This window comes from Undibacterium sp. Ji49W (genome assembly GCF_049340205.1).
GTDB lineage: Bacteria > Pseudomonadota > Gammaproteobacteria > Burkholderiales > Burkholderiaceae_D > Undibacterium.
In genome coordinates, this window is record NZ_JBMPOW010000003.1 from 78044 (window position 1) to 102544 (window position 24501).

Consider the following 24501-nt stretch of genomic DNA (forward strand, 5'->3'; position numbering starts at 1 on the left):
TTAGTAGTTAGTGGCAAATGCAGCAAAGCTTGAAACTGCACGGGCAGCGTAACTGTGTTTTGCAGTTTTAGGCGTCGTTTTTATGTGTTTGTATTTGCCTGAGCAATTCTAGAAATCTTCTATTTTCAGTGAGAATAAAATGTTTGGACGCTTGATGCCCACCGAGGGCAAATTTTTTGAACTCTTCAACCAGCACGCTGATTTATGCGTCAAAGGCTCCAAGGAGATGGTTGCTCTGATGACGAATTTTGATGATCTGGAAAATCGCGTACATGCGATAGAGAGCATAGAAAAACAGGCAGATACGGTTACCTACAACACGATAGAACTGTTGCACAAAACCTTCATCACTCCACTTGACCGTGACGACATCCATAAACTGATCACTCGCATGGATGACATTCTGGATTTGCTGGAAGATGCAGGCCAGACTATCTCGCTGTACGATATCCGCGAAATCACGCCGGAAGCAAAACGTCTGGCAGAACTGTGCCTTGCCTGCTCTGAAAAAGTAAGGGCTGCGGTAGCCTTGTTGCATAACATGGATAATTCCAGAGAAATCCTGGCGCTGTGTGAAGAAATTGACCGCCTGGAATCGGATGCTGATCATGTCATGCGCGCTGCCATGTCCAAATTGTTCCGTGATGAACCCGATGTTCGCAATCTGATCAAATTGAAAGCGATTTACGAAATACTGGAAACAGTGACGGATCGTTGCGAAGATGTCGCCAATATCATTGAAGGCATTATTGTTGAGAACGCTTAAGCGTCTGACCATTTTATTTTGACGCTTAATTGACGCTTAACAGTTCTCTGTCAATGCAGAGGGCGAACAAGGGAATTCACTTTTATGCAATCCATTCATATGAGCACGCACGTCATCATCTTATTGGTGGTGTTGGCGTTGTTATTCGATTTCATGAACGGCTTCCATGATGCCGCCAATGCGATCGCTACCGTTGTATCGACGGGGGTATTGAAGCCCAGCCAGGCGGTGGCCATGGCTGCCTTATTCAATGTATTTGCTTTTTTTGTTTTTAATCTGTCGGTTGCGAAAACCATAGGTAAAGGCACTATCGATCCTGCTATTGTCGACCACTATGTTATCTTTGGGGCCCTGGTCGGGGCGATATTCTGGAACTTGGTCACCTGGTATTTTGGTATTCCGTCTTCATCTTCCCATGCCCTGATCGGCGGTTTGATCGGTGCTGCTGTGGCGAAAGAGGGTACGAGTGCACTGATTGCCGCTGGCCTCTACAAGATCATCTTGTTTATCGTCTTGTCGCCGTTGTTGGGATTTTTCCTGGGTTCTGTGATGATGCTGATCGTATCCTGGCTGTTCGTTAAATCGACGCCAAGGAAAGTCGACAAATGGTTCCGCCGCCTGCAACTGGTGTCGGCTTCTGTTTTCAGTCTTGGTCACGGTGGTAATGATGCGCAAAAGACCATGGGTATCATCTGGATGCTGCTGATCGCCGCCAACTATTCCAGTGAGGCCGACAAGGGCCCGCCAGGTTGGGTGGTGTATTCCTGCTATGCAGCGATTGGTCTGGGTACCTTGTTTGGTGGCTGGCGCATTGTTAAAACAATGGGCCAAAAAATTACCAAACTCAAACCTGTAGGTGGTTTTTGTGCTGAAACCGGCGGTGCAATCACCCTGATTCTGGCAACGGTATTGGGTGTTCCTGTGTCGACAACACATACCATTACCGGCGCAATTGTCGGTGTCGGCTCGGCACAAAAAATGTCTGCTGTGCGTTGGGGCGTGGCTGGCAATATCGTCTGGGCCTGGATTCTGACCATTCCGGCGTCTGCTTTTGTGGCAGCGATAGCCTGGTGGATAGGTAAGCACATCCTGTAATTGCAGTGTGGTTGTGGATATGAAAAAAAGCGCCCGATTTTTTGTTCGGGCGCTTTTTTATTGCGTGCTTTTTTCGGCGCTTACATCTGCTTGAACAAATGCACAAAGCTGCGGCTGACTTCCAGTTTTTCGGTCAGGCCCTTGATCTGCACCAGGTGACGTCCACGCAGATCGCGGATCACGCCTGAAATCGCCTTTGCATTCACCAGGGTAGAACGGTGGATCTGCCAGAACAGGGCCGGGTCCAGCTCTTCTGCCAGGTCGCGTACCGGTTTGCGTATCAATGCTTCATAGGTGGCAGTCTGTACCCGTGTGTATTTTTCGTCAGACTGAAAAAACAGGATTTCTTCTACCGGTATCAGGCGCAGTTCCTGACCTATTGATGCCTGTATCCATTGCAGGTAATCCGGCTTGGAGGTGATGCCCATCTGCTTGGCCAGTTGTGACAGCATGCTGCTCATGTCGTTGGGCTGGCTTTGGCTGGACAGGCGTTGCTTGAGCCTTTCAACAGTGCGTGTCAGGCGATCTACATCCGCCGGCTTCAATACATAATCAACCGCGCCATGGTCAAAGGCCTGGATGGCGTACTGGTCATAGGCGGTGATGAAAACGATATGGGCCTTATTGCCGATATCCCTGGCAGCTTCCAGGCCCGTCTTGACCGGCATACGAATGTCGAGGAATACCAGGTCAGGCTGGTGTTTTTCTACCAGTTCAACGGCTTCCTCTCCATTCTTGGCTTCGTCCAGGATTTCCAGTTCAGGCCAGACCTGTTCCAGACGCGACTTTAACTGGTCGCGCATCAGTCTTTCATCATCGGCGAGTATTGCTGTTGGCATAGTCGTCACTAATTGGCTAATTCGTAAGGGATTTCTATGGTAACGCAAACGCCGCTTGGTTGATTGGCTGTAATGATCATTTGTCCTTTTTCTTTATAAATCAATTTCAGGCGTTCGCGAATATTTTGCAGGCCAAGGCCGGTACCATTGCTGGGCATGGCACCAAATCCCAGGCCATCGTCACTGACTGACACGCGCAGCTTGTTATGGGCAACTTCGGCATGGAAGCGTATGGTGCCACCCTCTGCCTTGCATTCCAGCCCATGCTTGATGGCATTTTCGACCAGGGATTGCAGCATCATCGGCGGAAAGGCGGCACTGCGCAAGCCTTCTGGCATGATGAAATCAACGTTCAGGCGTTCTTCCATACGCATTTTCAGCAATTCAAGGTAAGACTTGATCATGTCTGCTTCGCGCCCCAGATTGGTGATGCTGGCGTTTTCACGCATCTGCGGCAAGACGGCGCGCAGGTAGGCAATCAGGCTGCGCTGCATGGCGGCGGCGCGCGGTGGATCAGTTTCTATCAGATGCTCGACCGAGGCCAGGGTGTTGAACAGAAAATGCGGCTCGACCTGGGCTTGCATCATCTGCATCTGCGCTTCGCTGACCTGACGCAGCAGGGATTCGCGTTCGGCAGCCATGCCAGCTTCTTTGGCTTTTTCTTCTGCACGAAGTTTTCCGCCCATCAGGGCCTTCATGCCAAACAGGCCAAATACCAGCAGTACGACAAAGTTCTTGAACCACTTGGATGAGGTACGTTTATAGCTGCGTACCTCTTCGTCGGCAGCATCGGCAACGGCATTGTTGATGTCTTCGCTGATTTCCTTGGCAACCTCGGCCGGCAGTCTGATGTGAATATCATCACGCCCAGCTACTGATGGCATTGCCGGAGGAGCTGGTGGAGCCGCAGGCTCGGCTGGTGCAGCGGGGGCAGCGGGGGCGGCTGGTTCGGCGCCCGGGCTGGGGGCGCTGGAAGCTGTGCTTGCCTGGGTATCACCATCCTTGTTGATGCGGATGCCGTTTTCATCTATCTCGATTTGCTTGCCCTTGCCATCAGCATTGTTCTTGCGGATGTGGATGCCGGTATTGTCAATTTCAATATTGGTATCACCATCGGTGATCTTGCTGGTTTTCTTGGTTTTTGCCGACGGATTGTTTTTCTTGACGATGACGCTTTCTTCAGACGTGAACAGGGCGTCTTGCAAAATGCCACCGGCAGCAATCGTCAGCACGGCAAACAGCAGAAATTTCCACCATGATAATTTGGTGACCCAGGCGGCCGTCTTGTCGAAGACTCTGCTCAGCAAAGCCAGCATGTCGGCGATAAATTCCTTGAAATTTTGTGCGTTCGTATTGTTCATGATGCATCTCTTTTGATGAGTATCCGAGTATCCCAGATCGATGCAGCGCCGGTAGTGATGGGCGCTGCTTTCTTGGGACTTTTCAGTCCATGCTTGTACTGTAAGGAAATCATCCGGAAATGGGTAGCGACATGCGACAGTCTGCAAAATCGGCAGGACAGAACGAAGAAAGCGCCATTCAATTTGAACTATTTATGAACTGTCATGCAGGGAATGGAAGGCTTCCAATGCGCTTTTTCGGGTGATGTCTGCTGTAGGCAAGCTGTGCGAAGCTGCTTATCTTGTTGCCAGCCAGGCATGTAAATCATCGCGGGTCAGGGGTTTGGAATACAGATAGCCCTGGGCGATGTGGCAGTCGTAAGAAAGCAGGGTATTGGCCTGCATTTCACTTTCCACCCCTTCGGCAATAATCGACAGGCCCAGATTCTGGCCAAGTTGCACGATCATTTTGGCGATGCTGCCTTCACTAGAATTTTTCTGGATTTCATTGACAAAGGCACGATCAATTTTCAATTTGTCCACATCCAGTTTTTGCAGGTGGCTGAGGGAAGAGAAGCCGGTGCCAAAGTCATCGATCGATACGCTCATGCCCAGTTGCTTGATTTGTTGCAGAGTCTTGATTAGCAGTTCCGGGTCTTTCATGGCCATGGATTCGGTAATTTCCAGTTCCACAAAATTCGGTGGCACCTGGGTGTCTTCCAGCGCCTTGTTCAGTGATTGCATGAATAGGGGATGCGAGAACTGTACCTGTGACACGTTGATCGCCATCTGGAAGTTGGTGTACCCCAGGCTGCGCAAATGCACCAGTTCAAAACAGGCGGTGCGCAAGACCCATTCGCCAATATCGACGATCAGGCCCGAATATTCAGCAATGGGGATAAACTGGTCTGGCGGGATGAAGCGGCCATCGTCGGTCTTCCAGCGTAGCAACGCTTCTGCGCCTGTCACGCGGCCATCACGCATATCAATCTGTGGCTGGAATACCAGGAATAATTTTTCATGCTCAAAGGCGGCGCGCAGGGCATGCATGAGCAAAACGCGTTCACGAATTTCCACACCCATATTGCGGGTGAAGTATTCATAGCCGCCACGCCGGTTCATTTTGGCGCGTTTCAAGGCAATGTTGGTATCTTTCAGTGCTTCTGAGCCATCACCATCATATTCATCCAGCTTGATCAGGCCTATGGTGGCCGACAATTGCACTTCTTGCTGATCAACGTCAAATGGCGTGTTGAATAGGGTTAGTATCTTGTCCGGGTAGACCATACTGTCTTCACCCAGCAAGGCAAAGGTATCGCTGCCTACTCTGGCCAGTTGGCAATGCTCGCCGAAGGTGTTGGACAGCCTTTGCGCGACCGAATACAACAGCAAATCACCAAACTGATGGCCCAATGCATCATTGGTTTCAGCAAAATGGTCGATGTCGATCAGCGATAGCGTGCTATGGCTTTTCAGGGAGGTCAGCAGGGTTTCATTCAGGGTCTGCAAGAGCTTGAGGCGATTGGCCAGGCCGGTCAGCGGGTCATAAAACGCGTAATTGTGCAGGCGTGATGTCAGCATCACATTGTCGAGGCCCACTGATACGTTGCCACAAAATACGCCCAGCAGGCGCTTGTCCATCTCGTTGAGATGCAGGCCGGTATTGAGGTAGAGCGTGAAATCTTTTTGTGCAACGTTATTAAAATACAGTGCTGTAATATCAGCTTCAAAGACGCTTTGATGCATTGCCAGCGAGCGGGTCACAATGCTGGATGCAACCGTGTCAAGCTGGCTCAGCGATTGATTCAGCTTGCCTTCGTACATGGTCGTAGCGGCAATGACGAACAACTCGCCTTCTTCCTGTTGTTCGGCCGGTGTTTGTCGGGCGCAGACAAAGCCCTCGGTATTCAGACCCAGCAAGCCGCTGAGCTGCACCAGCACGCCTGCTGCAAAATTTTGCAGGCCTTGCAGCGCCATCAGTTCAGTGCTGGCGTGAATGATCATTTCCAGACCACGACGGCTGGCACTGATGGCGCAAATCTGTTCGTAAGAACGGATGGCAGAAGTGACGGCGGTATATAGCTTGGTGCGCGTCAGTTCGGATTTGGTTTTGTAGTCATTGATGTCGTAATCACGGATCGCATCAATTTCTGGCGCATAGCCTGGCTGGCCGGTGCGCAATATGATCCTGACATCGGTCAGGCCCAGAGTTTTGCGGATGTAGCTGACCAGTTGCAGGCCGGCGTCTTCCTGTTCCATGACCACGTCCAGCAGGATGATGGCAATGTCCGTCTCGGTTTGCAGTATGTCGCGGGCTTCTGCCGCAGAATAGGCATGCAGAAAGCTCAGCGCACGATGCTGTATTTCAAGGCTACCCAGCGCAAAAGTCGTGGCGGAATGTACATCCGGATCATCATCAATAATCATGATCCGCCAAGTCTGCATAGGCTTGGATGCCACCGAAGCTTCTTCGCTGTCTGGTTCTTCCAGGAAAACCAGATCATCTTCGGACGAGTGGATCGTTGAATTCATCTGTAATGCGGCTCCATGCTTGGCATATCTGTCTGGTAAGGGCGCTGCAAATTTGTTCCTTGTGGAACTATGACACTAAAAGTAGCGTCAGCCAAGCCTCAACTCTTCACTTTGGTAAGAATAAAACAAGATTTGTCCGATTGGGAAGAAAAATACTTTGAATTTCTTCACAATTTGTGAAATCTCTGGCCAAGTTTCCCGGAACTTGAATTCAGTGCTTGCCGCTTCGCTGGTAAAATGAGGGTAAATTTGTCTATTCACCTACTTTTTTACATACTTATGTCTGGCAATACTTTCGGCACTTTGTTTACCGTTACCACCTTTGGCGAATCGCATGGGCCTGCCATTGGTTGTGTTATTGATGGATGCCCGCCAGGCATGGAGCTGTCAGAAGCAGATATACAGCCCGAGCTTGATCGCCGGCGCCCGGGTACCTCGCGTCATGTGACGCAACGCCAGGAGCCGGATACGGTGGAGATATTGTCCGGTGTGTATCAGGGTAAAACCACAGGTACGCCGATTGCGCTTTTGATACGCAACCAGGATCAGCGCAGCAAGGATTATGGCAATATCACCGAAACCTTCCGGCCAGGTCATGCCGACTTCACCTACTGGAATAAATATGGCATCCGCGACCCACGTGGTGGTGGTCGCTCATCCGCGCGCCTGACGGCGCCGGTGGTGGGGGCGGGTGCAGTCGCCAAAAAATGGCTGCATCAACAATATGGCACGGTGTTTTATGGCGGCATGAGCCAGCTGGGCGAGATCGATATCCCGTTTGAAGCTTGGGCGCATACCGTTGACAATCCATTTTTTGCACCGACGGCCGATGCCGTGTTGATACAGCGCCTGGAAGACTATATGGATGCGCTCAGAAAAGATGGTGATTCCATCGGTGCCAAAATTGATGTGGTTGCCAGCAGGGTGCCGGTAGGCTTGGGCGAACCCATTTATGACAAGCTGGATGCAGAAATCGCCTATGCCATGATGGGTATTAATGCCGTCAAAGGCGTGGAAATCGGCGCTGGCTTCAAGTCTGTTGCGCAGCGTGGTTCGGTGCACGGTGATGAACTGACGCCAGACGGATTTATAGGCAACAACGCAGGCGGTATTCTGGGTGGTATTTCCACAGGTCAGGACATCACGGTGTCCATCGCCATCAAGCCGACTTCATCAATACGTACACCACGTCGCTCTATCGACAAGGATGGCAATCCTGTCATGGTGGAAACCTTTGGCCGTCATGACCCTTGCGTAGGCATACGGGCAACACCGATTGCTGAATCCATGCTGGCACTGGTGTTGATGGATCATGCCTTGCGTCACCGCGCCCAATGCGCCGATGTGCGCTTGCCTGCCTGATTTTTGTTTTAAGCCTATACTACAGACAGGGTAGCTGCCGCAAGAAACCACCCGGACTACCCAAGGTCCGGGTAAATGGTATGCTGTAGTTTGTATGAGAGACTGAGGTACGCAGTGCCTCCGTTCTGACCGTTTTTGTTTCAAAACCGCACCAAAATATTCACCGGGAAATTTCCAGAATTCCATCACTTGTCAGATGAAAATTTGGCGAATTAATCCAAACCTGATTTTTATCTTGAAATTTTCATGCACCAATTTGGCGTGAGACGTGGTTTTGCGTTGCACAATTGTGGCATAATCAAATGCAAAAAATCGACGCAGTACGGATTAATGACCTATTTTCAGGCTTCAGATCATGCTTAAAACGCTTTACGACAAATTATGGGAATCTCATGTAGTGCATTCCGAAGAGGATGGCACTGCCATTCTGTATATAGACCGGCATCTACTGCATGAAGTGACCAGCCCCCAGGCTTTTGAAGGCCTGAAACTGGCTGGCAGAAAACCATGGCGACTGTCCGCCAACCTGGTTGTGGCCGATCACAATGTGCCAACCACCAATCGTATAAATGGTATTGACGATCCAACTTCGCGCCTGCAGGTTGAAACGCTGGATAACAACGCCAAAGAATATGGGCTGACTTATTTCGGTATGGCTGACAAACGTCAGGGTATCGTCCATGTTATCGGGCCTGAGCAGGGTGCGACCTTGCCCGGCATGACCGTAGTGTGCGGTGATTCCCACACGTCCACACATGGTGCATTTGCCTGCCTGGCGCATGGCATAGGTACTTCAGAAGTGGAACACGTGCTGGCAACCCAGACACTGATCGCCAAGAAATCCAAGTCCATGCTGGTACAGGTGGATGGCGCATTGCCAACTGGCGTCACTGCCAAAGATATCGTGCTGGCGATTATCGGCAAGATCGGTACCGCAGGCGGCACTGGTTATGCCATTGAATTTGCTGGTTCCACCATCCGCAGTCTGTCCATGGAAGGCCGCATGACGGTCTGTAACATGGCGATTGAAGCGGGTGCTCGTGCCGGCATGGTGGCAGTGGATCAGACTACGATTGATTACGTCAAAGGCCGCCCGTTTTCACCGGTTGGCCCACAGTGGGATCGCGCGGTTGAATACTGGCGCACCCTGCACACCGATGTTGGTGCCAAATTCGATATGGTCGTGACCCTGAATGCCGCCGATGTCAGACCGCAGGTCACCTGGGGTACCTCGCCTGAAATGGTGGTGGCTATTGATGGCCGCGTACCTGATCCGGAACAGGAAAAAGATGCTGTCAAACGTGACGCGATAGAAAAAGCCCTGGTGTACATGGCATTGCAGCCAAATACTGCGATTTCTGACATCCGTATCGACAAAGTATTTATCGGTTCCTGCACCAATTCGCGTATCGAAGATTTGCGTGCTGCTGCTGCCGTGGTGCGTGGCAAATATCGCGCATCGAATGTCAGGCTGGCGATGGTGGTGCCAGGTTCTGGTCTGGTCAAGGAACAGGCTGAACGTGAAGGGCTGGACAAGATTTTCAAGGCAGCCGGATTTGAATGGCGTGAGCCTGGTTGTTCCATGTGTCTGGCCATGAATGCCGACCGGCTGGAGCCGGGAGAGCGTTGCGCTTCTACCTCGAATCGTAATTTTGAAGGACGTCAGGGGCAGGGTGGCCGTACCCATCTGGTATCGCCAGCCATGGCAGCTGCGGCAGGTGTTGCCGGACATTTTGTTGACATACGTAGCTTGAATTAATTCATTGCGGAGGAAAGACATGAAAAAATTATTTGCACTGGCGATTTGCGCTTTCATCCTGGCTGGCTGCAATACCGTTCAGGGTTTGGGTAAAGACGTTAAAAAGGCTGGCGAAGCAGTCGAGAATGCAGGCAAAAAATAAGTAGCGACATGGAAAAATTTACTTTACTTGATGGTCTGGTTGCGCCCATGGACAGGGCCAATGTCGATACGGATGCCATCATCCCCAAACAGTTTCTGAAATCCATCAAACGTAGCGGCTTTGGCCCCAATCTGTTTGATGAATGGCGCTACCTCGATCATGGCGAACCTGGCATGGACAATAGCAAGCGTCCATTGAATCCGGAATTTGTGTTGAATAACCCGCGTTATCAGGGCGCATCGATATTGTTGACGCGCAAGAACTTCGGTTGTGGTTCTTCGCGTGAACATGCGCCCTGGGCGCTGGAACAATATGGCTTCCGTGCCATTATTGCCCCCAGCTTTGCCGACATCTTCTTCAATAACTGCTACAAGAATGGTGTGCTGCCTATCGTTTTGGGTGAGGCGCAGGTCGAGCAATTGTTTAATGAAGTCAAGGCTTTCCCTGGCTACAGATTGCTGGTGGATCTGGAACAACAAGTCGTGCGCACCACGACAGGCAGCGCCACCTATCCGTTCGATATTGATGCCTTCCGCAAATATTGCCTGATCAATGGTCTGGATGATATTGGCCTGACGCTGCGTCAGTCAGACAAGATACGCGCATTCGAAGAACGCCATATTGCTGCCCAGCCCTGGCTGGCCAATACCATCTGAGCGCTTCTTTTTAATCCCTTGTTTTGATCCTTTTTTGATTTGATATGAAAATTGCTATTTTGCCAGGTGATGGCATAGGTCCGGAAATTGTTGAGCAGGCAGTCAAGGTATTGAATGTGCTGGGCGAATCCTTTGAAATGGAAACAGCCCCCGTTGGTGGTGCCGGTTACGAAGCCTCTGGCCATCCCTTGCCTGAAGCTACACTGAAGCTGGCACTGGAAGCGGATGCGGTATTGTTCGGCGCCGTCGGCGACTGGAAGTACGACACCCTGGACCGTCCCTTGCGTCCGGAACAGGCTATCCTCGGTTTGCGTAAAAACCTGAAACTGTTCGCCAATTTGCGTCCGGCTATCATGTATCCCGAACTGGCAGGTGCATCCACGCTGAAGCCGGAAGTGGTTTCTGGCCTGGACATTCTGATCATTCGTGAACTGACAGGCGATATTTACTTTGGTCAGCCACGCGGTGTGCGTGTATGTCCGGATGGTCCATTCAAGGGTGAGCGCGAAGGCTTTGATACCATGCGCTATGCCGAATCGGAGATTCGCCGCATTGCCCATGTGGCCTTCCAGGCAGCACAAAAGCGCGGCAAACGCCTGACCAGTGTTGACAAGGCCAATGTGCTGGAAACTTTCCAGTTCTGGAAAGAAATCGTCACTGATGTTCATAAAGAATATCCGGATGTTGCGCTTGACCATATGTATGTCGACAACGCCGCCATGCAACTGGTGCGCGCACCCAAGAAATTTGATGTCATCGTCACCGGCAATATGTTCGGCGATATCCTGTCTGATCAGGCATCCATGCTGACTGGATCCATAGGCATGTTGCCATCGGCATCGCTGGATGCGAATAACAAGGGGTTGTACGAGCCATCCCATGGTTCTGCACCTGATATCGCTGGCAAGGGTGTGGCTAATCCTCTGGCGACGATTCTGTCGGCTGCCATGATGCTGCGTTATTCCCTGAATAAAGCGGAACAGGCGGACCGTATAGAAAATGCCGTTAAAAAGGTATTGGCGCAGGGTTTGCGTACGCCAGATATTTATGAGGCCGGCACCACCAAGGTTGGTACGACCGAGATGGGGCAAGCGGTAGTAACTGCACTCAGCTAATTTTGGTTTTTAGAAGGGCAGGGACGTCCTGCAAAATTTTAGGGAAAAATGATGAAATTGGTAGGTCTGGTAGGTTGGCGCGGTATGGTGGGTTCGGTCCTGATGCAACGCATGCAGGAAGAGGGTGATTTCGATCATATTGAACCCGTGTTCTTTTCAACGTCGAATACAGGTGGCGCGGCCCCTGCAATGGCGAAGAATGAAAAGGCCTTGCAAGACGCAAATAATATTGATGCGCTGAAGAAGTGCGAAATTATTATTACCTGCCAGGGTGGTGACTACACCAATGACATTTATCCAAAACTGCGCGCCAGCGGTTGGAACGGTCACTGGATTGATGCTGCATCCAGTCTGCGCATGAACGAAAATGCCGTCATCGTACTGGACCCGGTCAATTTGCCTGTGATCAAGCAGGCGCTGGTCAATGGACAAAAAGACTGGATCGGTGGCAATTGCACAGTCAGCTGCATGCTGATGGGTGTTGGCGCGCTGTACAAGGCCGGTCTGGTGGAATGGATGAGTACCCAGACTTACCAGGCGGCTTCCGGCGGTGGAGCCCAGCATATGCGTGAACTGCTGACGCAATACGGTACCCTGAATGCAGAAGTGCGTGCCTTGCTGGATGATCCAAAAAGCGCCATTCTGGAAATCGACCGCAAGGTGATCGCCAAGCAGCGTTCCTTGACTGCTGATGAAACTGCCAATTTTGGTGTGCCCCTGGGTGGCTCGCTGATCCCCTGGATCGACAAGGATCTGGGCGATGGTATGTCCAAAGAAGAATGGAAGGGCATGGCCGAAACCAACAAGATACTGGGTCAGGGCGCAGGCTATGGCACGGCTGCCATACCGGTCGATGGCTTCTGTGTGCGCATTGGTGCCATGCGTTGCCACAGCCAGGCATTGACATTCAAGCTGAAAAAAGATGTGTCGGTAGCAGACATTGAAGCCATGATCGCTGCTGACAATGAATGGGTGAAAGTGGTGCCAAATACCCGTGAAGCAAGTATCCGTGATCTGACACCGGTAGCGGTGACTGGTACCATGACCATTCCGGTTGGCCGTATCCGCAAACTGGCAATGGGCCCTGAATATGTGGGTGCCTTTACTGTTGGTGATCAATTGTTGTGGGGTGCAGCTGAACCACTTCGCCGTATGCTGCGGATTTTGATCGAAGGCTGATGTTTTGATGTAGTCTGAGAAAGATGTTGTAAAATAGTTGCTGTAAAATATGAGGGGGCGTACTGCGCCCCCTTGTCGTTTTTAAAACATCATTAAATCTGCATTTATTTAATGCGATAGCTTTAGTTGTGGATTGTTGTAAATTTTGCTTTAAATTTTTATAAATAAACCGTTCGAATTTGTTGAATATGTTTTCACTTGTCATTTGGCAACAACATTTATGCGATATCCTTACAATTAGGGCTTCTTGATGTATTTACCACTGTGATAAATCGCGTTAAGCTTGCGTGGCTATGTTTGTAATGTTAATGTGAAACATTAGGACGCGCCGCTAAGCATTGAAAAGCGTCACCCAGCGGACTTTGTTCGCCAAAAATTCCCAATATGTCTGACAAAATGCATAATCAAAAAAAATCGTCTGTGATCACCCTGGGACGCAAGGCGTTAAGTGTTGCTGTAGCGTCATCCCTGTTTATGTTGTCCAGCGCGCATGCTACCGGCCTGGGTAAGTTGACCGTGTTGTCAGCGCTCGGTCAGCCCCTGCGTGCAGAGATAGAATTGACCTCTCCCAGCAAGGAAGAGATTGATTCCCTCGTTCCCCGACTGGCTTCCCCGGACGCTTTTAAACAGGCAAATATAGACTTTAATTCGGCCCTGTTGTCGCTGCGCTTTGCGGTTGAACAACGTGGTCAGGCATATGTTATTCGTATCAGTTCAGCGCAGGCGATGAACGAGCCGTTTGTCGATATGTTGCTGGAATTGAATTCCGCCAATGGCAAATTAATGCGGGAATATACCTTCCTGCTGGACCCCGCAGAACTGCGCAATAGCCAGTCTGCACAAGTCACCAACCCAACAACCGTTGCTAACCAGCCACAAAATGCTGCGGGGCGAAATACTGCGCAAAATGGCCGTGAATTGAATGCAGTGGCCAATGCCGCAGCTGGCAGGGCCGCTACAAAAGCACCCGCCGCTTCAACAGAAGGCAAGAAAGAAGTCAAAGCCGCTGGTGATTATCAGGTCAGAAACGGTGACACGCTGGGAAAGATCGCAGGGAGTTACAAGCCCGAAGGCGTCTCTTTGGATCAGATGCTGGTCAGCCTGTACCGCGCCAATCCTCAGGCTTTTAACGGTAGCAACATGAATCGCCTGAAGTCTGGCCAGATTCTGACTATTCCTGATGCTGAAACGGTACGTTCCACGACGGGTGGCGAAGCGCACTCGGTTGTGACGGCACACGCTGCGGACTTTAATGCATATCGCAATCGTTTGGCTGATCAGGTTGCCAGTGCCCCGGCAGAAAAAACACCGGCTACCGGCAAGCAAAGTGCTGGCGGTGCTATTACGGCCAAGGTCAAGGAAGTGCCTACCGCCACCAGTGATTCCCCGGACAAGTTAAAGCTGTCGAAAGCCAATCCTGCGGAAGCAAAAAATGCGAAGGGCAAAGGCGGATCTGAAGAAGACCGCCTGGCAAAAGATAAAGCCGCAGCCGAAGCCAGTGCCCGTATGAAGGAGCTGGAAAAGAACGTTGGCGACTTGCAGAAGTTGCTGGAAGTTAAAAACAAGGATTTGGCAGCGAAACAGGCTGAGTTGAACGCTAAGGAACAAAAATCCAAGGCCAGTGCATCTGCTGCTGCCAGCGTGCCAGCACCGGCACCTGCTCCTGTAGCTGCGCCGGTATCGACACCAGCGCCTGCACCTGCTCCGGCACCAGTCGTCGCTAGTGCGGCATCTGTTGCTGCCAGTGCGTCAGCACCGGTGTCTGCTGCTGCATCGACAGCAGCATCGGTAGCTACGCCGAAGCCACCAGTCAAACGCAAGGTAGTCGCACCGCCACCACCACCGCCTCCAGAGCCAGGCTTCTTCGACAATCTGTCGGATTTCCTGTTGCCAGGTGGCGCTGCCATCCTCGCCTTGCTGGGTGGTTATGGTATCTATACCAGCCGTCGCAAGAAAAAATTGCAGCAATTTGAAGACAGCATCCTGACTGGTTCCAGCATGAAGGCCAACTCCATGTTTGGTTCGACTGGTGGTCAAAGTGTTGATACGAATAACAGTGTGTTCAACTCCAACTTCGCACCATCTGCCAGTCAGCTGGATGCGAATGAAGTCGATCCGGTTGCCGAAGCCGATGTCTACATCGCTTATGGCCGTGATTCACAGGCAGAAGAAATTCTGAAAGAAGCATTGCGTACCCAGCCAGACCGTCATGCGGTCAGGGTCAAGCTGCTGGAAATCTATTTTGCCCGCAAGGATGCCAAAACCTTCGAACGTCTGGCCAGTGAGTTGTATGGCATGACCAGCGGTGAGGGTGATGACTGGTCACAGGCGGCATCCATGGGTATCGTGCTGGAGCCAGGCAATCCTCTGTATGCTGGCGGCAAAGCCAAACCAGACGCAGCGGCTGGTACAGGTTTGGGTTCAGGTACCCAGCCACTGGAAGATCTTGATCCAGAAGCCTTGTTGGGTAATTCTCTGTCCCAGGACATGCTGGAAGCCATCAGTATCATAGACACGGCACAACGTGATTCTGGTTCTGCAGCCAAGGCGGCCGAACCAGCAGCAATGGATGAAGGTGCGCTTGATTTCGATCTGGATATTTCTGATGCGGCTGAACCAGAAGTGCCAAAAATTCCTGAGGCGGTTGAAAAGGCCAAGCCGGTCGAAGAACACGCAGCACCTGAGGTGGATTTTGGCACCATCGATTTTGATTTCGGTGTGAAAGAGCCAGAGCCAGCAGCGGTTGCGCCACTGGAAATACATGCAGCACCGGCGGTTCCGGCAGCTACTGAAGCAGAAGCAGACAAGTTTGATCTCGATCTGGGAATGGATTTCTCCAGTGACAAATCGGACGCAGCACCGTTGACCCTGTCATCCAGCACCAGTGCTGCTGAAGCGACGGCTGAACTGGAAAGGGAACTGATGGCGGCCTTGTCGGTTGAGCCTGAAGCGGAAGCTTCGTCGGCATTGAATCTGACGCCGGCCCCGGCTGATGCAGGCACGTCATTCGAATTCGATTTGTCTGGTATCGATCTTGACTTGGCGCCGGCAGATGCACCGGCGGCCGCTGTTGAGGCAGAAAGCCCTGCGCATAATGCTGAGATGGCAACTAAACTGGATCTGGCCGTGGCTTACCATGAAATTGGTGACAAGGAAGGTGCCCGTGAATTGCTGGATGAAGTCGTCAAGGGTGGTACAGCAGAGCAAGTTGAAAAAGCCAAGGGAATGATCGCCGAAATGGCGTAACTGGTTTGACTTGAACGCAGCGGGCGCGGCAAATGCTGGCGCCCGTTTTGTTTTTTGATATGGAATTGGTGTGAAACGATTAGTTTTAGGCGTGCAGTACGACGGTAGTTCCTGGCAGGGCTGGCAAACACAGCCGTCCGGGAATACCGTGCAGGATGCGCTGGAGAAGGCCTTGCAGCTATTTACCGGTACGGCGGATATCCGTGTTACCTGCGCTGGCCGCACGGATGCTGGCGTGCATGGCATAGAGCAAGTGGTGCACTTCGACACAGATCTCGATCGTGCAACATATTCATGGGTGAATGGGGTGAACGCCTTTTTGCCGGCTTCGGTAGCGGTGCAGTGGGCGAAAGAGTTGCCTCTGGATCCGGAGTCCGACGACAACTTTCATGCCCGTTTCAGTGCCCGTGCCCGTACCTATCATTACATTTTGCATAATTGCGCTGTGCGCTCACCCATGTGGATGAATCGTGCCGGTTGGGTATTCAGGCCACTGGACGTTGAGCGCATGCGGGCAGCGGCGGCACACCTGATCGGTGAGCATGACTTCACTTCTTTCCGTGCATCTGGCTGCCAGGCCAAAACGCCGGTCAAGAACATGTACAGCATACAGATACAGCGCCAGGGTGAAATGATCATCTTTACGCTGCGTGCCAGTGCTTTTCTGCACCATATGGTCAGGAATGTCGTCGGTTCGCTCATCTTTGTCGGAACCGGCAAACGTGAACCGGAATGGATGGGCGAAGTGCTGACCAGCCTGAACCGCGAAATTGCTGCCCCCACGTTTATGCCAGATGGTTTGTACCTGGCAAAAATCGATTACGAGGACAAGTGGCAGTTGCCACAAAGAGAGTTGGCTGAAACCCTGGCTTTCCTGTCCTTTTTATAGTGTCTTAGTTTAGTGTCTTAGTTGCATCATTCTGATGATTTCTCGGCTTTCCGGGATGAAATCCGGTAAAATGGCATTTTGCAAAACCCAAACTGAAGGCGCTCGCCTGGGGAAGCTTGCCCAGCATAGAGCGCTTTTTTTGTAGCCGGTATTCGCTTCACCTTTGTTTCTTTTGTAATTTCAATGAATAACATCCGCAATTTTTCGATTATTGCCCATATTGATCACGGCAAATCCACTCTGGCAGATCGTATTATCCAGCTTTGTGGCGGCCTTTCCGACCGGGAAATGGAAGCGCAGGTGCTTGATTCCATGGATATTGAACGTGAACGTGGTATCACGATCAAAGCCCAGACAGCGGCATTGCATTACAAAGCACGTGATGGTCAGATTTATAACCTGAACCTGATTGATACGCCTGGTCACGTTGATTTTAGCTATGAAGTCAGCCGTTCCCTGTCTGCCTGCGAAGGCGCATTGCTGGTCGTTGATGCATCGCAAGGTGTCGAAGCGCAGACCGTAGCAAACTGCTATACCGCCATTGAGCTGGGTGTGGAAGTGGTGCCAGTCTTGAACAAGATTGATTTGCCATCCGCCGACCCCGACAATGCCTGTCAAGAAATCGAAGAAGTCATAGGCATAGACGCTTCAGACGCCGTGCATTGCTCTGCAAAAACTGGTCTGGGTGTTGAAGATGTACTGGAATCCCTGATCGTTAAGGTACCGCCCCCACAAGGTGATCCGACTGCACCTCTGCAAGCGCTGATCGTCGACTCATGGTTTGATAATTATGTGGGTGTCGTCATGCTGGTGCGTATCAAGAATGGTACCTTGCGCCCCAAAGACAAGATATTGTTCATGGCAACCGAAGCGCAGCATCTGGTTGAAAGCGTAGGTGTGTTCACGCCTAAATCACTGAGCCGCACAGAGTTGTCTGCCGGTCAGGTTGGCTTTGTCATCGCCGGCATTAAAGAGCTGAAATCAGCAAAAGTAGGCGACACCATTACGGTTGCCAATAAACCTGCTGCCGAGCCTTTGCCTGGTTTTAAAGAGGTGCAGCCACAGGTGTTTGCCGGTCTGTTTCCGGTTGAAGCGAATCAGTATGATGCCTTGCGTGATTCCCTGGAAAAACTCAAGCTCAATGATGCTGCCCTGATGTATGAGCCAGAAGTGTCGCAGGCGCTGGGCTTTGGCTTCCGCTGCGGTTTCCTGGGTTTGCTGCATATGGAAATCGTGCAGGAACGCCTGGAACGTGAATTCGACATGGACCTCATCACGACTGCACCTACGGTGGTGTACGAAGTGCTGATGGCGGATGGCAGCATCCTGATGGTGGATAATCCATCCAAGATGCCTGAGCCGTCGAAGATAGAAGAAATTCGCGAGCCTATCGTTACCGTCAATCTCTACATGCCACAAGAATATGTGGGTTCGGTCATTACACTTTGTACGCAAAAGCGTGGTGTGCAACTGGACATGAATTACCACGGTCGCCAGGTCAAGCTGACCTACGAAATGCCAATGGCTGAAATCGTGCTGGACTTCTTTGATCGCCTTAAATCCACGTCACGCGGTTATGCCTCCATGGATTATGAATTCAAGGAAAACCGTGCCGCAGACGTCGTCAAGGTCGACATGCTCATCAATAGCGAAAAGGTCGATGCGCTGGCGATTATTGTCCACAGGGCAAACAGCCATTTCCGTGGCCGTGCGGTAGCTGCAAAAATGCGTGAACTGATCCCGCGCCAGATGTTTGATGTGGCTATTCAGGCGGCTATCGGTTCCAACATCATTTCCCGCGAAAACGTCAAAGCCTTGCGCAAGAACGTATTGGCGAAATGTTATGGTGGTGATATCAGCCGTAAGCGTAAACTGCTGGAAAAACAAAAAGCAGGTAAAAAACGCATGAAGCAAGTTGGCTCGGTAGAAATTCCGCAAGAAGCATTTTTGGCGATTTTACAAGTGGATGAAAAATGAGTTTGCAATCAATTTTAGGCAATTTCGCCTTGATTCTGTTTGTTTTGACAATAGTTACCGGCGTCATCTGGTTTCTAGACATGTTTGTTTTTTCCAAGCAGCGCCAGCAGGTGGCAGATAAAGCCCTGGCTGAGCTGGATGCACGCAATGCCCGCCTGACTGCTGACGGCATCCGCGTTGATGAAAATGATCGTCATGAGTTGCGAGCCAAATTGCTGCGTCAGCCAGTCTGGATCGAGTATTCAGGTAGTTTCTTCCCGGTTATTGCACTGGTGTTTTTCTTGCGCTCTTTCCTGTTTGAGCCGTTCAAGATCCCATCCAGTTCCATGTTGCCTACCTTGTTTGTTGGTGATTTGATACTGGTAAATAAATTCACCTTTGGTGTACGTTTGCCCATCATCAATAAAAAAGTCATTGAGATCAATGATCCAAAAAGAGGGGATGTCATGGTATTTAAATACCCGGTAGACCCTACTGTGGACTATATTAAACGTGTGGTAGGCGTGCCCGGTGATAAAATTGTGTATAAAAACAAACGCTTAACGATCAATGGTAATGAACTTTCGTATGAAAATCGCCCAGATTTTCTGGATGAAGAGCGCTTGAGTTATTACAAGCAGTACAATGAAAATCTGACTGGCGTTTCACACAACATCCTCAATGATGAGCAGGCACCGACATTTGTGAACGGGCCGCATGATTTTCCGGGGCATGAATTGTGTACCTATGGCAATGATGGATTTGCCTGTACCGTACCAGAAGGGCAGTACTTCATGATGGGCGACAACAGGGATAACAGTCAGGACAGCCGTTACTGGGGTTTTGTGCCTGACAAGAATATCGTTGGCAAAGCGTTTTTCATCTGGATGAATTTAGGCAATATTAAGCGTATTGGTAGTTTTCACTAAGGATCTGTTTACGATCTGTAGCGAGCGTCAGCGGGGTCAGAGTAACAAAAACGCAGCGCAAAAAGCGCAATGTACTCTGGTACATGAGCATTTTGAGCAGCACATGAGCCTCGATCACGTTCGCGCAGTAAGATCGTAAGCAGGTTCTAAGGAATCGCTGGGGTAGTTCGTTGTGGCGACCCAATGTGGATCCCAAAAGCTGGCCTGTTACGCAGGTTCGACTTTCTGGTACACAATAAGGTCGCTCGCGATACTTCTTCAGCATGTTCGCAAGCTTCACTCTTAATCAGGAACTGAAATCTATGTCATACACACCCTATTCCACTCTGTACAGGCAAAAAGGTATTTCGCTGATCGGTTTGATCCTTTCCCTGGGCGTGATTATTCTGCTTGCCATGTTGGCAATGAAAGTGGCACCAACCGCGATTGAATACAATTCAATCAGGAAAGCCATCGTCGTCGCAAAAAATGCAGGCAACACCGTCAGGGACGTTCAAAACTCTTTCGATAAACAGGCAGAAGTGGGCTATTTTGATGCGATTGCAGGCAAAGACCTGGTCATCGTCAAAAATGGTGAAGAAATAGAAGTCAGCTTTTCGTACGACGTAAAAATCCATTTGTTTGGCCCAGCCAATTTATTGATGGAATATTCGGGCACGACCGCTAAAAGTGGGATTGTTGCCACAAAGCCAGTAAAGGCAGAAAATAAGTAAGCTCGTATGAATCAACAACTATTGCAGAAAAGGCTGGGGCACCAGTTTAGCAACCCCGCTTTATTGCAGCAGGCTCTGACACATCGTAGTCACAGTGTTTTGCATAACGAACGCCTGGAATTTCTGGGTGATTCTGTCCTGAATTGTGTCGTTGCTTCCTTGTTGTTTGACAGCTTTGCAAATATAGACGAAGGCGACTTGTCCAGGGTGCGTGCCAACCTGGTCAAGCAGCAATCGCTGTATGAAATTGCACAAAGAATAGAACTGTCGCAGTTTTTGCGCCTGGGTGAGGGTGAATTGAAGTCAGGCGGTTTCCGCCGCCCATCCATATTGGCCGATACCCTGGAAGCCCTGTTCGGCGCCATCTTTCTGGATGCCGGTTTTGATGCAGCGCGTGAAGTCATACGTGCCCTGTATGCACCCGTGCTGGCAACAGTAGACCCGACTACTCTGGGCAAGGATGCCAAAACCCTGTTGCAGGAATTCTTGCAAAGCAAAAAAATCGCCTTGCCACAATACAATGTGGTGGCCACGCACGGTGCGGCACATAATCAGGAATTTGAAATCGAATGCCTGGTGCCCAAGCTGGAAATACAGGTATTTGGCACTGGTGGCAGCCGCCGTGCCGGTGAGCAGGCCGCCGCCAAACTGGCGCTGGAAACAGCGCTGGCCATGCTGGTACGTTCACCCGCAGCCAAGAAAACCAAGCCGCGTGCATCACAATTGAAATTGGCCGGCATTGCCACTGTGCAGACTGAAGCAGTTGCAGAAGCCAAGCCGCAAACCGCAAAACAAAAAAGCCTGCTCGACGCAGAAGCCCCCAGGGCCGACACATCGAAAGCAGAACTCGTCAAGATAGAAAAAGCTGAGAAGGCTGCTGATAAGCTTGTCGATAAGTTTGTCGAAAAGGCCGCTGACAAGGCTACAGACAAAGTAACAGACAAGGCCACTGGCGTAGCTGTGAATGAAGCCCTGACGACTCTTGACCCACATCCCAAAACTGCATGAAGACTGCCTGACGACCGAATGACTGAACTAATAGATAATCCTGATTTCCGCTGTGGTTACATCGCCATCGTCGGGCGACCTAACGTCGGTAAATCGACCCTGATGAACGCCCTGATCGGCGCCAAGGTCAGTATTACCTCGCGCAAGGCACAAACCACGCGCCATCGCATCACCGGCATACAGACCAAAGACAATACCCAGTTTGTGTATATCGATACCCCCGGTTTCCAGACCCGGCATTCGAATGCACTTAACCGCACGCTGAACCGCACCGTCACCACGACGCTGACAGCCGCAGACGTTATTTTGTACATCATTGAAGCAGGTACTTTTGGCCCGGCAGATCAGCAAGTGATTAATTTGCTGCCTAAAGACGTACCTTGCATCCTGGTCATCAACAAATCAGACCGCGTTAAAGACAAGGCCGTGATGATGCCGTTTGCCCAGAAAGTGGCAGCATTGCACAATTTTTCTGCGATTGTGCCGGTATCTGCCACCTTGCGCTTCCAGCTGGAAAACCTGGAAAGCGAAATCCGCAAATACCTGCCGCTGAACCCGCCCATGTTTGGCGAAGACGACATCACAGACCGTAGCGAAAAATTTCTGGCAGCAGAAATCGTTCGCGAAAAACTGTTCCGCTTTGTCGGCGATGAACTGCCGTATACCAGCACCGTGCTGATAGAAAAATTTGAACAGGAAGGCAATCTGCGTCGCGTGTTTGTCGCCATTCTGGTTGACCGTGACGGCCACAAATCCATGGTCATCGGCAATAAGGGCGCACGCCTGAAAGATATCTCCACCCAGTCGCGCCAGGATATGGAAAAACTGTTTGGTGGCCCCGTGTACCTGGAAATCTGGGTCAAGGTCAAATCCGGCTGGGCAGACAATGAAGCCGGTTTGCGTGCCTACGGTTACGAGTAAAACCATCCATGGATGAGCAGGCAGTCGCCGTGCAGGAAGACAGCGCCGCTGAAGACAATGCGGCGGCTGTAATGCCGGCGCCACCTGCTGCCAAAAAAACAGCCTCACGCGCGCGTGCACCTAAAGCAACCTCAGCGACACCGCGTGCCGCCAGCAAATCCCCCGCCAAAGACTTGCGCATACTGGAACAGCCGGGCTTCGTCCTGCATTCCTGGCCGTACAAAGAAACCAGTCTCATCATCGATGTATTGACGCGTGACCATGGACGTATTGCCTTGGTTGCCAAGGGTGCCAAGCGCCCGCATTCGCAATTGCGCAGCGTCTTGCAGACCTTCCAGCCACTGCAATTGGGTTGGACAGGCAAAGGCGAAATCCGCACCCTGACCACCGCAGACTGGGTAGGCGGCATGCTGCCGCTGGAAAAATCGGCCTTGCTGTGCGGCTTTTATCTGAATGAGTTATTGGTCAAATTTCTGATGCGCGATGAAGCACATCCGGATTTGTTTGACCTCTATGTCTCCACGCTCAATCAACTGGCCCATGATGAACCAGCCACCATCGTCCTGCGTCGCTTTGAGCTGGCCTTGTTGCGTGAATCTGGCTTGCTGGGCGACCTGACGCGCTGCACACAACAGCGTGAACGCGTACAGACTGAGCAATTCTATGTGCTCGACCCGGAACGTGGCCCCAGACCTGCCATGCCAGCCGACACGGTGCCCAGGGTCAGCGGCAAGACCTTGCTGGCCATGCAGCGTGGCGACTATGCCGAGCAAAGCACGCAATTACAAAGCAAACTGCTGATGCGTTTTTTGCTTGCACATCACCTGCATGGTGCAGCGCTGAATACCCGGCAAATACTGATCGATTTGCAGAATCTATGAATATCCATCAACAAAGCCAGTTGATAGAACTGGGCGTGAACATCGACCATGTCGCCACCCTGCGCAATGCGCGCGGCACGACCTATCCCGACCCCTTGCAGGCAGCCTTGCTGGCAGAAGAGGCGGGTGCAGACTGCATCACCCTGCATCTGCGTGAAGACCGCCGGCATATCCGTGATGCAGATGTAGAACAATTGCGCCCACGCCTGCTGACACGCATGAACCTGGAAACCGCAGTCAATAATGAGATGCTGGATTTCGCCTGCCGCATACAACCGCAAGATGTCTGCCTGGTGCCAGAGCGCCGTGAAGAAGTGACGACGGAAGGCGGCCTTGATGTTGTCCGTGATTTTGCCAAAGTGCAGGCCGCCGTCCGGCAGCTACAGGCTGCGGGCATACGTGTATCGCTATTCATCGACGCGGACGAACAACAGATACAAGCCAGCGCAGAGACAGGTGCCAGCGTGATTGAAATCCATACCGGCCGTTATGCCGAAGCGACTGATGCCACGGTGCAGTCGCAAGAGCTCGCGCGCATACAGCAGGCGGCCATTACCGGCATACGCCATGGTCTGAAAGTAAATGCTGGCCACGGTCTCCATATGACCAACACCGCAGCCATTGCTGCCATACCAGAAATTTCAGAGTTGAATATCGGCCACGCCATTGTTGCGCAAGCCCTGTTTGTCGGCTGGCAAAAAGCCGTCAGCGACATGAAGGCCCTGATGGTAAAAGCGCGACTGGCTGCCCTGCGCAACCTGGTGTGACATGATTTATGGCATAGGTACCGACATCGTACAAATCTCGCGCATGAAAGATGCGCTGGCGCGTAACGGCGAACGCTTTGCCGAAAAAATCCTGGGGCCGGAAGAATTCATTATTTATCGTGAACGCAAGGCCCTGGTCGAAGCCCGTGGCCTGCGTTACCTCGCCACCCGATTTGCGGCAAAAGAAGCGTTTTCCAAAGCCGTGGGCATGGGTATGCGTGCCCCCATGAACTGGCATGCCGTGCAGACGCTGAATAATGAGCAGGGCCAACCTGTCATGCACGCCTATGGCGACATGCTGCACTGGATGCAGGAACGTGGCCTGAATACGCGTATCTCGGTCAGTGACGAAACCGATTACGCCATCGCCTTTGTGATCCTTGAGCAATCCCTGCTAAAGTAGCGA

The 24501-nt window shown here is 51.4% G+C and carries 21 protein-coding genes; 18 read left to right on the plus strand and 3 right to left on the minus strand.

Annotated elements, in window-relative coordinates:
* Positions 1-139 precede the first annotated feature (139 nt).
* Complete coding sequence (locus tag ACO0LK_RS04515; RefSeq protein ID WP_422972604.1) at positions 140-766, plus strand: DUF47 domain-containing protein; 627 nt, start codon at positions 140-142, stop codon at positions 764-766.
* An 84-nt stretch (positions 767-850) separates the two neighbouring features.
* On the plus strand, positions 851-1861 hold the full coding sequence (locus tag ACO0LK_RS04520; protein WP_422972606.1) for an inorganic phosphate transporter: 1011 nt from the start codon (positions 851-853) through the stop codon (positions 1859-1861).
* Positions 1862-1941: 80 nt separating this feature from the next.
* Here the strand turns inward: ACO0LK_RS04520 and ACO0LK_RS04525 are convergent, their stop codons facing one another.
* The 3 genes from ACO0LK_RS04525 to ACO0LK_RS04535 all read right to left on the minus strand — a co-directional run bounded on the left by ACO0LK_RS04525 (position 1942) and on the right by ACO0LK_RS04535 (position 6572).
* Positions 1942-2700 (minus strand): LytR/AlgR family response regulator transcription factor, encoded by a 759-nt coding sequence (locus tag ACO0LK_RS04525; protein WP_186945684.1) that lies wholly within the window; start codon positions 2698-2700, stop codon positions 1942-1944.
* Positions 2701-2708: 8 nt separating this feature from the next.
* Positions 2709-4061 (minus strand): sensor histidine kinase, encoded by a 1353-nt coding sequence (locus ACO0LK_RS04530; RefSeq protein ID WP_422972609.1) that lies wholly within the window; start codon positions 4059-4061, stop codon positions 2709-2711.
* Positions 4062-4337: 276 nt separating this feature from the next.
* Positions 4338-6572 (minus strand): EAL domain-containing response regulator, encoded by a 2235-nt coding sequence (locus tag ACO0LK_RS04535; protein WP_422972611.1) that lies wholly within the window; start codon positions 6570-6572, stop codon positions 4338-4340.
* Between the two features lie 279 nt (positions 6573-6851).
* Between ACO0LK_RS04535 and aroC the strand changes: the two genes are divergently transcribed.
* From aroC to acpS, 16 genes are all read left to right on the plus strand, one after another.
* The gene (gene aroC, locus ACO0LK_RS04540) at positions 6852-7934 is read left to right on the plus strand and encodes a chorismate synthase (protein ID WP_422972613.1); all 1083 of its coding nucleotides are present in this window, start codon (positions 6852-6854) and stop codon (positions 7932-7934) included.
* Between the two features lie 355 nt (positions 7935-8289).
* Complete coding sequence (gene leuC / locus ACO0LK_RS04545; RefSeq protein WP_422972615.1) at positions 8290-9693, plus strand: 3-isopropylmalate dehydratase large subunit; 1404 nt, start codon at positions 8290-8292, stop codon at positions 9691-9693.
* Between the two features lie 19 nt (positions 9694-9712).
* On the plus strand, positions 9713-9835 hold the full coding sequence (locus ACO0LK_RS04550) for an entericidin A/B family lipoprotein (protein ID WP_186945679.1): 123 nt from the start codon (positions 9713-9715) through the stop codon (positions 9833-9835).
* An 8-nt stretch (positions 9836-9843) separates the two neighbouring features.
* Complete coding sequence (gene leuD, locus ACO0LK_RS04555) at positions 9844-10491, plus strand: 3-isopropylmalate dehydratase small subunit (RefSeq protein ID WP_422972618.1); 648 nt, start codon at positions 9844-9846, stop codon at positions 10489-10491.
* Positions 10492-10535: 44 nt separating this feature from the next.
* Complete coding sequence (gene leuB, locus ACO0LK_RS04560) at positions 10536-11606, plus strand: 3-isopropylmalate dehydrogenase (protein ID WP_422972620.1); 1071 nt, start codon at positions 10536-10538, stop codon at positions 11604-11606.
* 48 nt (positions 11607-11654) lie between these two features.
* Positions 11655-12785: an aspartate-semialdehyde dehydrogenase gene (asd, locus tag ACO0LK_RS04565; protein ID WP_422972622.1), complete on the plus strand. Its 1131-nt coding sequence runs from the start codon at positions 11655-11657 to the stop codon at positions 12783-12785.
* A gap of 396 nt (positions 12786-13181) precedes the next feature.
* Positions 13182-16031: a FimV/HubP family polar landmark protein gene (locus ACO0LK_RS04570; protein WP_422972624.1), complete on the plus strand. Its 2850-nt coding sequence runs from the start codon at positions 13182-13184 to the stop codon at positions 16029-16031.
* A 70-nt stretch (positions 16032-16101) separates the two neighbouring features.
* A complete protein-coding gene (gene truA / locus ACO0LK_RS04575) occupies positions 16102-16920 on the plus strand; it encodes a tRNA pseudouridine(38-40) synthase TruA (protein WP_422972626.1) in 819 nt (272 codons plus the stop codon).
* Positions 16921-17103: 183 nt separating this feature from the next.
* Positions 17104-18897: a translation elongation factor 4 gene (gene lepA / locus ACO0LK_RS04580; protein WP_186955486.1), complete on the plus strand. Its 1794-nt coding sequence runs from the start codon at positions 17104-17106 to the stop codon at positions 18895-18897.
* On the plus strand, positions 18894-19805 hold the full coding sequence (gene lepB, locus ACO0LK_RS04585) for a signal peptidase I (RefSeq protein ID WP_422972628.1): 912 nt from the start codon (positions 18894-18896) through the stop codon (positions 19803-19805). The genes lepA and lepB overlap by 4 nt, the downstream gene beginning before the upstream one ends.
* A 302-nt stretch (positions 19806-20107) precedes the next feature.
* A complete protein-coding gene (locus tag ACO0LK_RS04590; protein ID WP_422972630.1) occupies positions 20108-20518 on the plus strand; it encodes a DUF4845 domain-containing protein in 411 nt (136 codons plus the stop codon).
* A 6-nt stretch (positions 20519-20524) separates the two neighbouring features.
* Positions 20525-21526: a ribonuclease III gene (gene rnc / locus ACO0LK_RS04595; protein WP_422972632.1), complete on the plus strand. Its 1002-nt coding sequence runs from the start codon at positions 20525-20527 to the stop codon at positions 21524-21526.
* Between the two features lie 18 nt (positions 21527-21544).
* Positions 21545-22447, plus strand: coding sequence for a GTPase Era (era, locus tag ACO0LK_RS04600; protein WP_186945669.1), 903 nt, complete (start codon positions 21545-21547; stop codon positions 22445-22447).
* Between the two features lie 8 nt (positions 22448-22455).
* Complete coding sequence (gene recO, locus ACO0LK_RS04605; protein WP_422972635.1) at positions 22456-23328, plus strand: DNA repair protein RecO; 873 nt, start codon at positions 22456-22458, stop codon at positions 23326-23328.
* Positions 23325-24095, plus strand: a complete 771-nt coding sequence (gene pdxJ / locus ACO0LK_RS04610; RefSeq protein WP_422972637.1) for a pyridoxine 5'-phosphate synthase — start codon at positions 23325-23327, stop codon at positions 24093-24095. Before recO ends, pdxJ begins: the two co-directional genes overlap by 4 nt.
* 1 nt (position 24096) lies before the next feature.
* A complete protein-coding gene (gene acpS, locus ACO0LK_RS04615; RefSeq protein ID WP_422972639.1) occupies positions 24097-24498 on the plus strand; it encodes a holo-ACP synthase in 402 nt (133 codons plus the stop codon).
* The last annotated feature ends 3 nt before the right edge of the window (positions 24499-24501 follow it).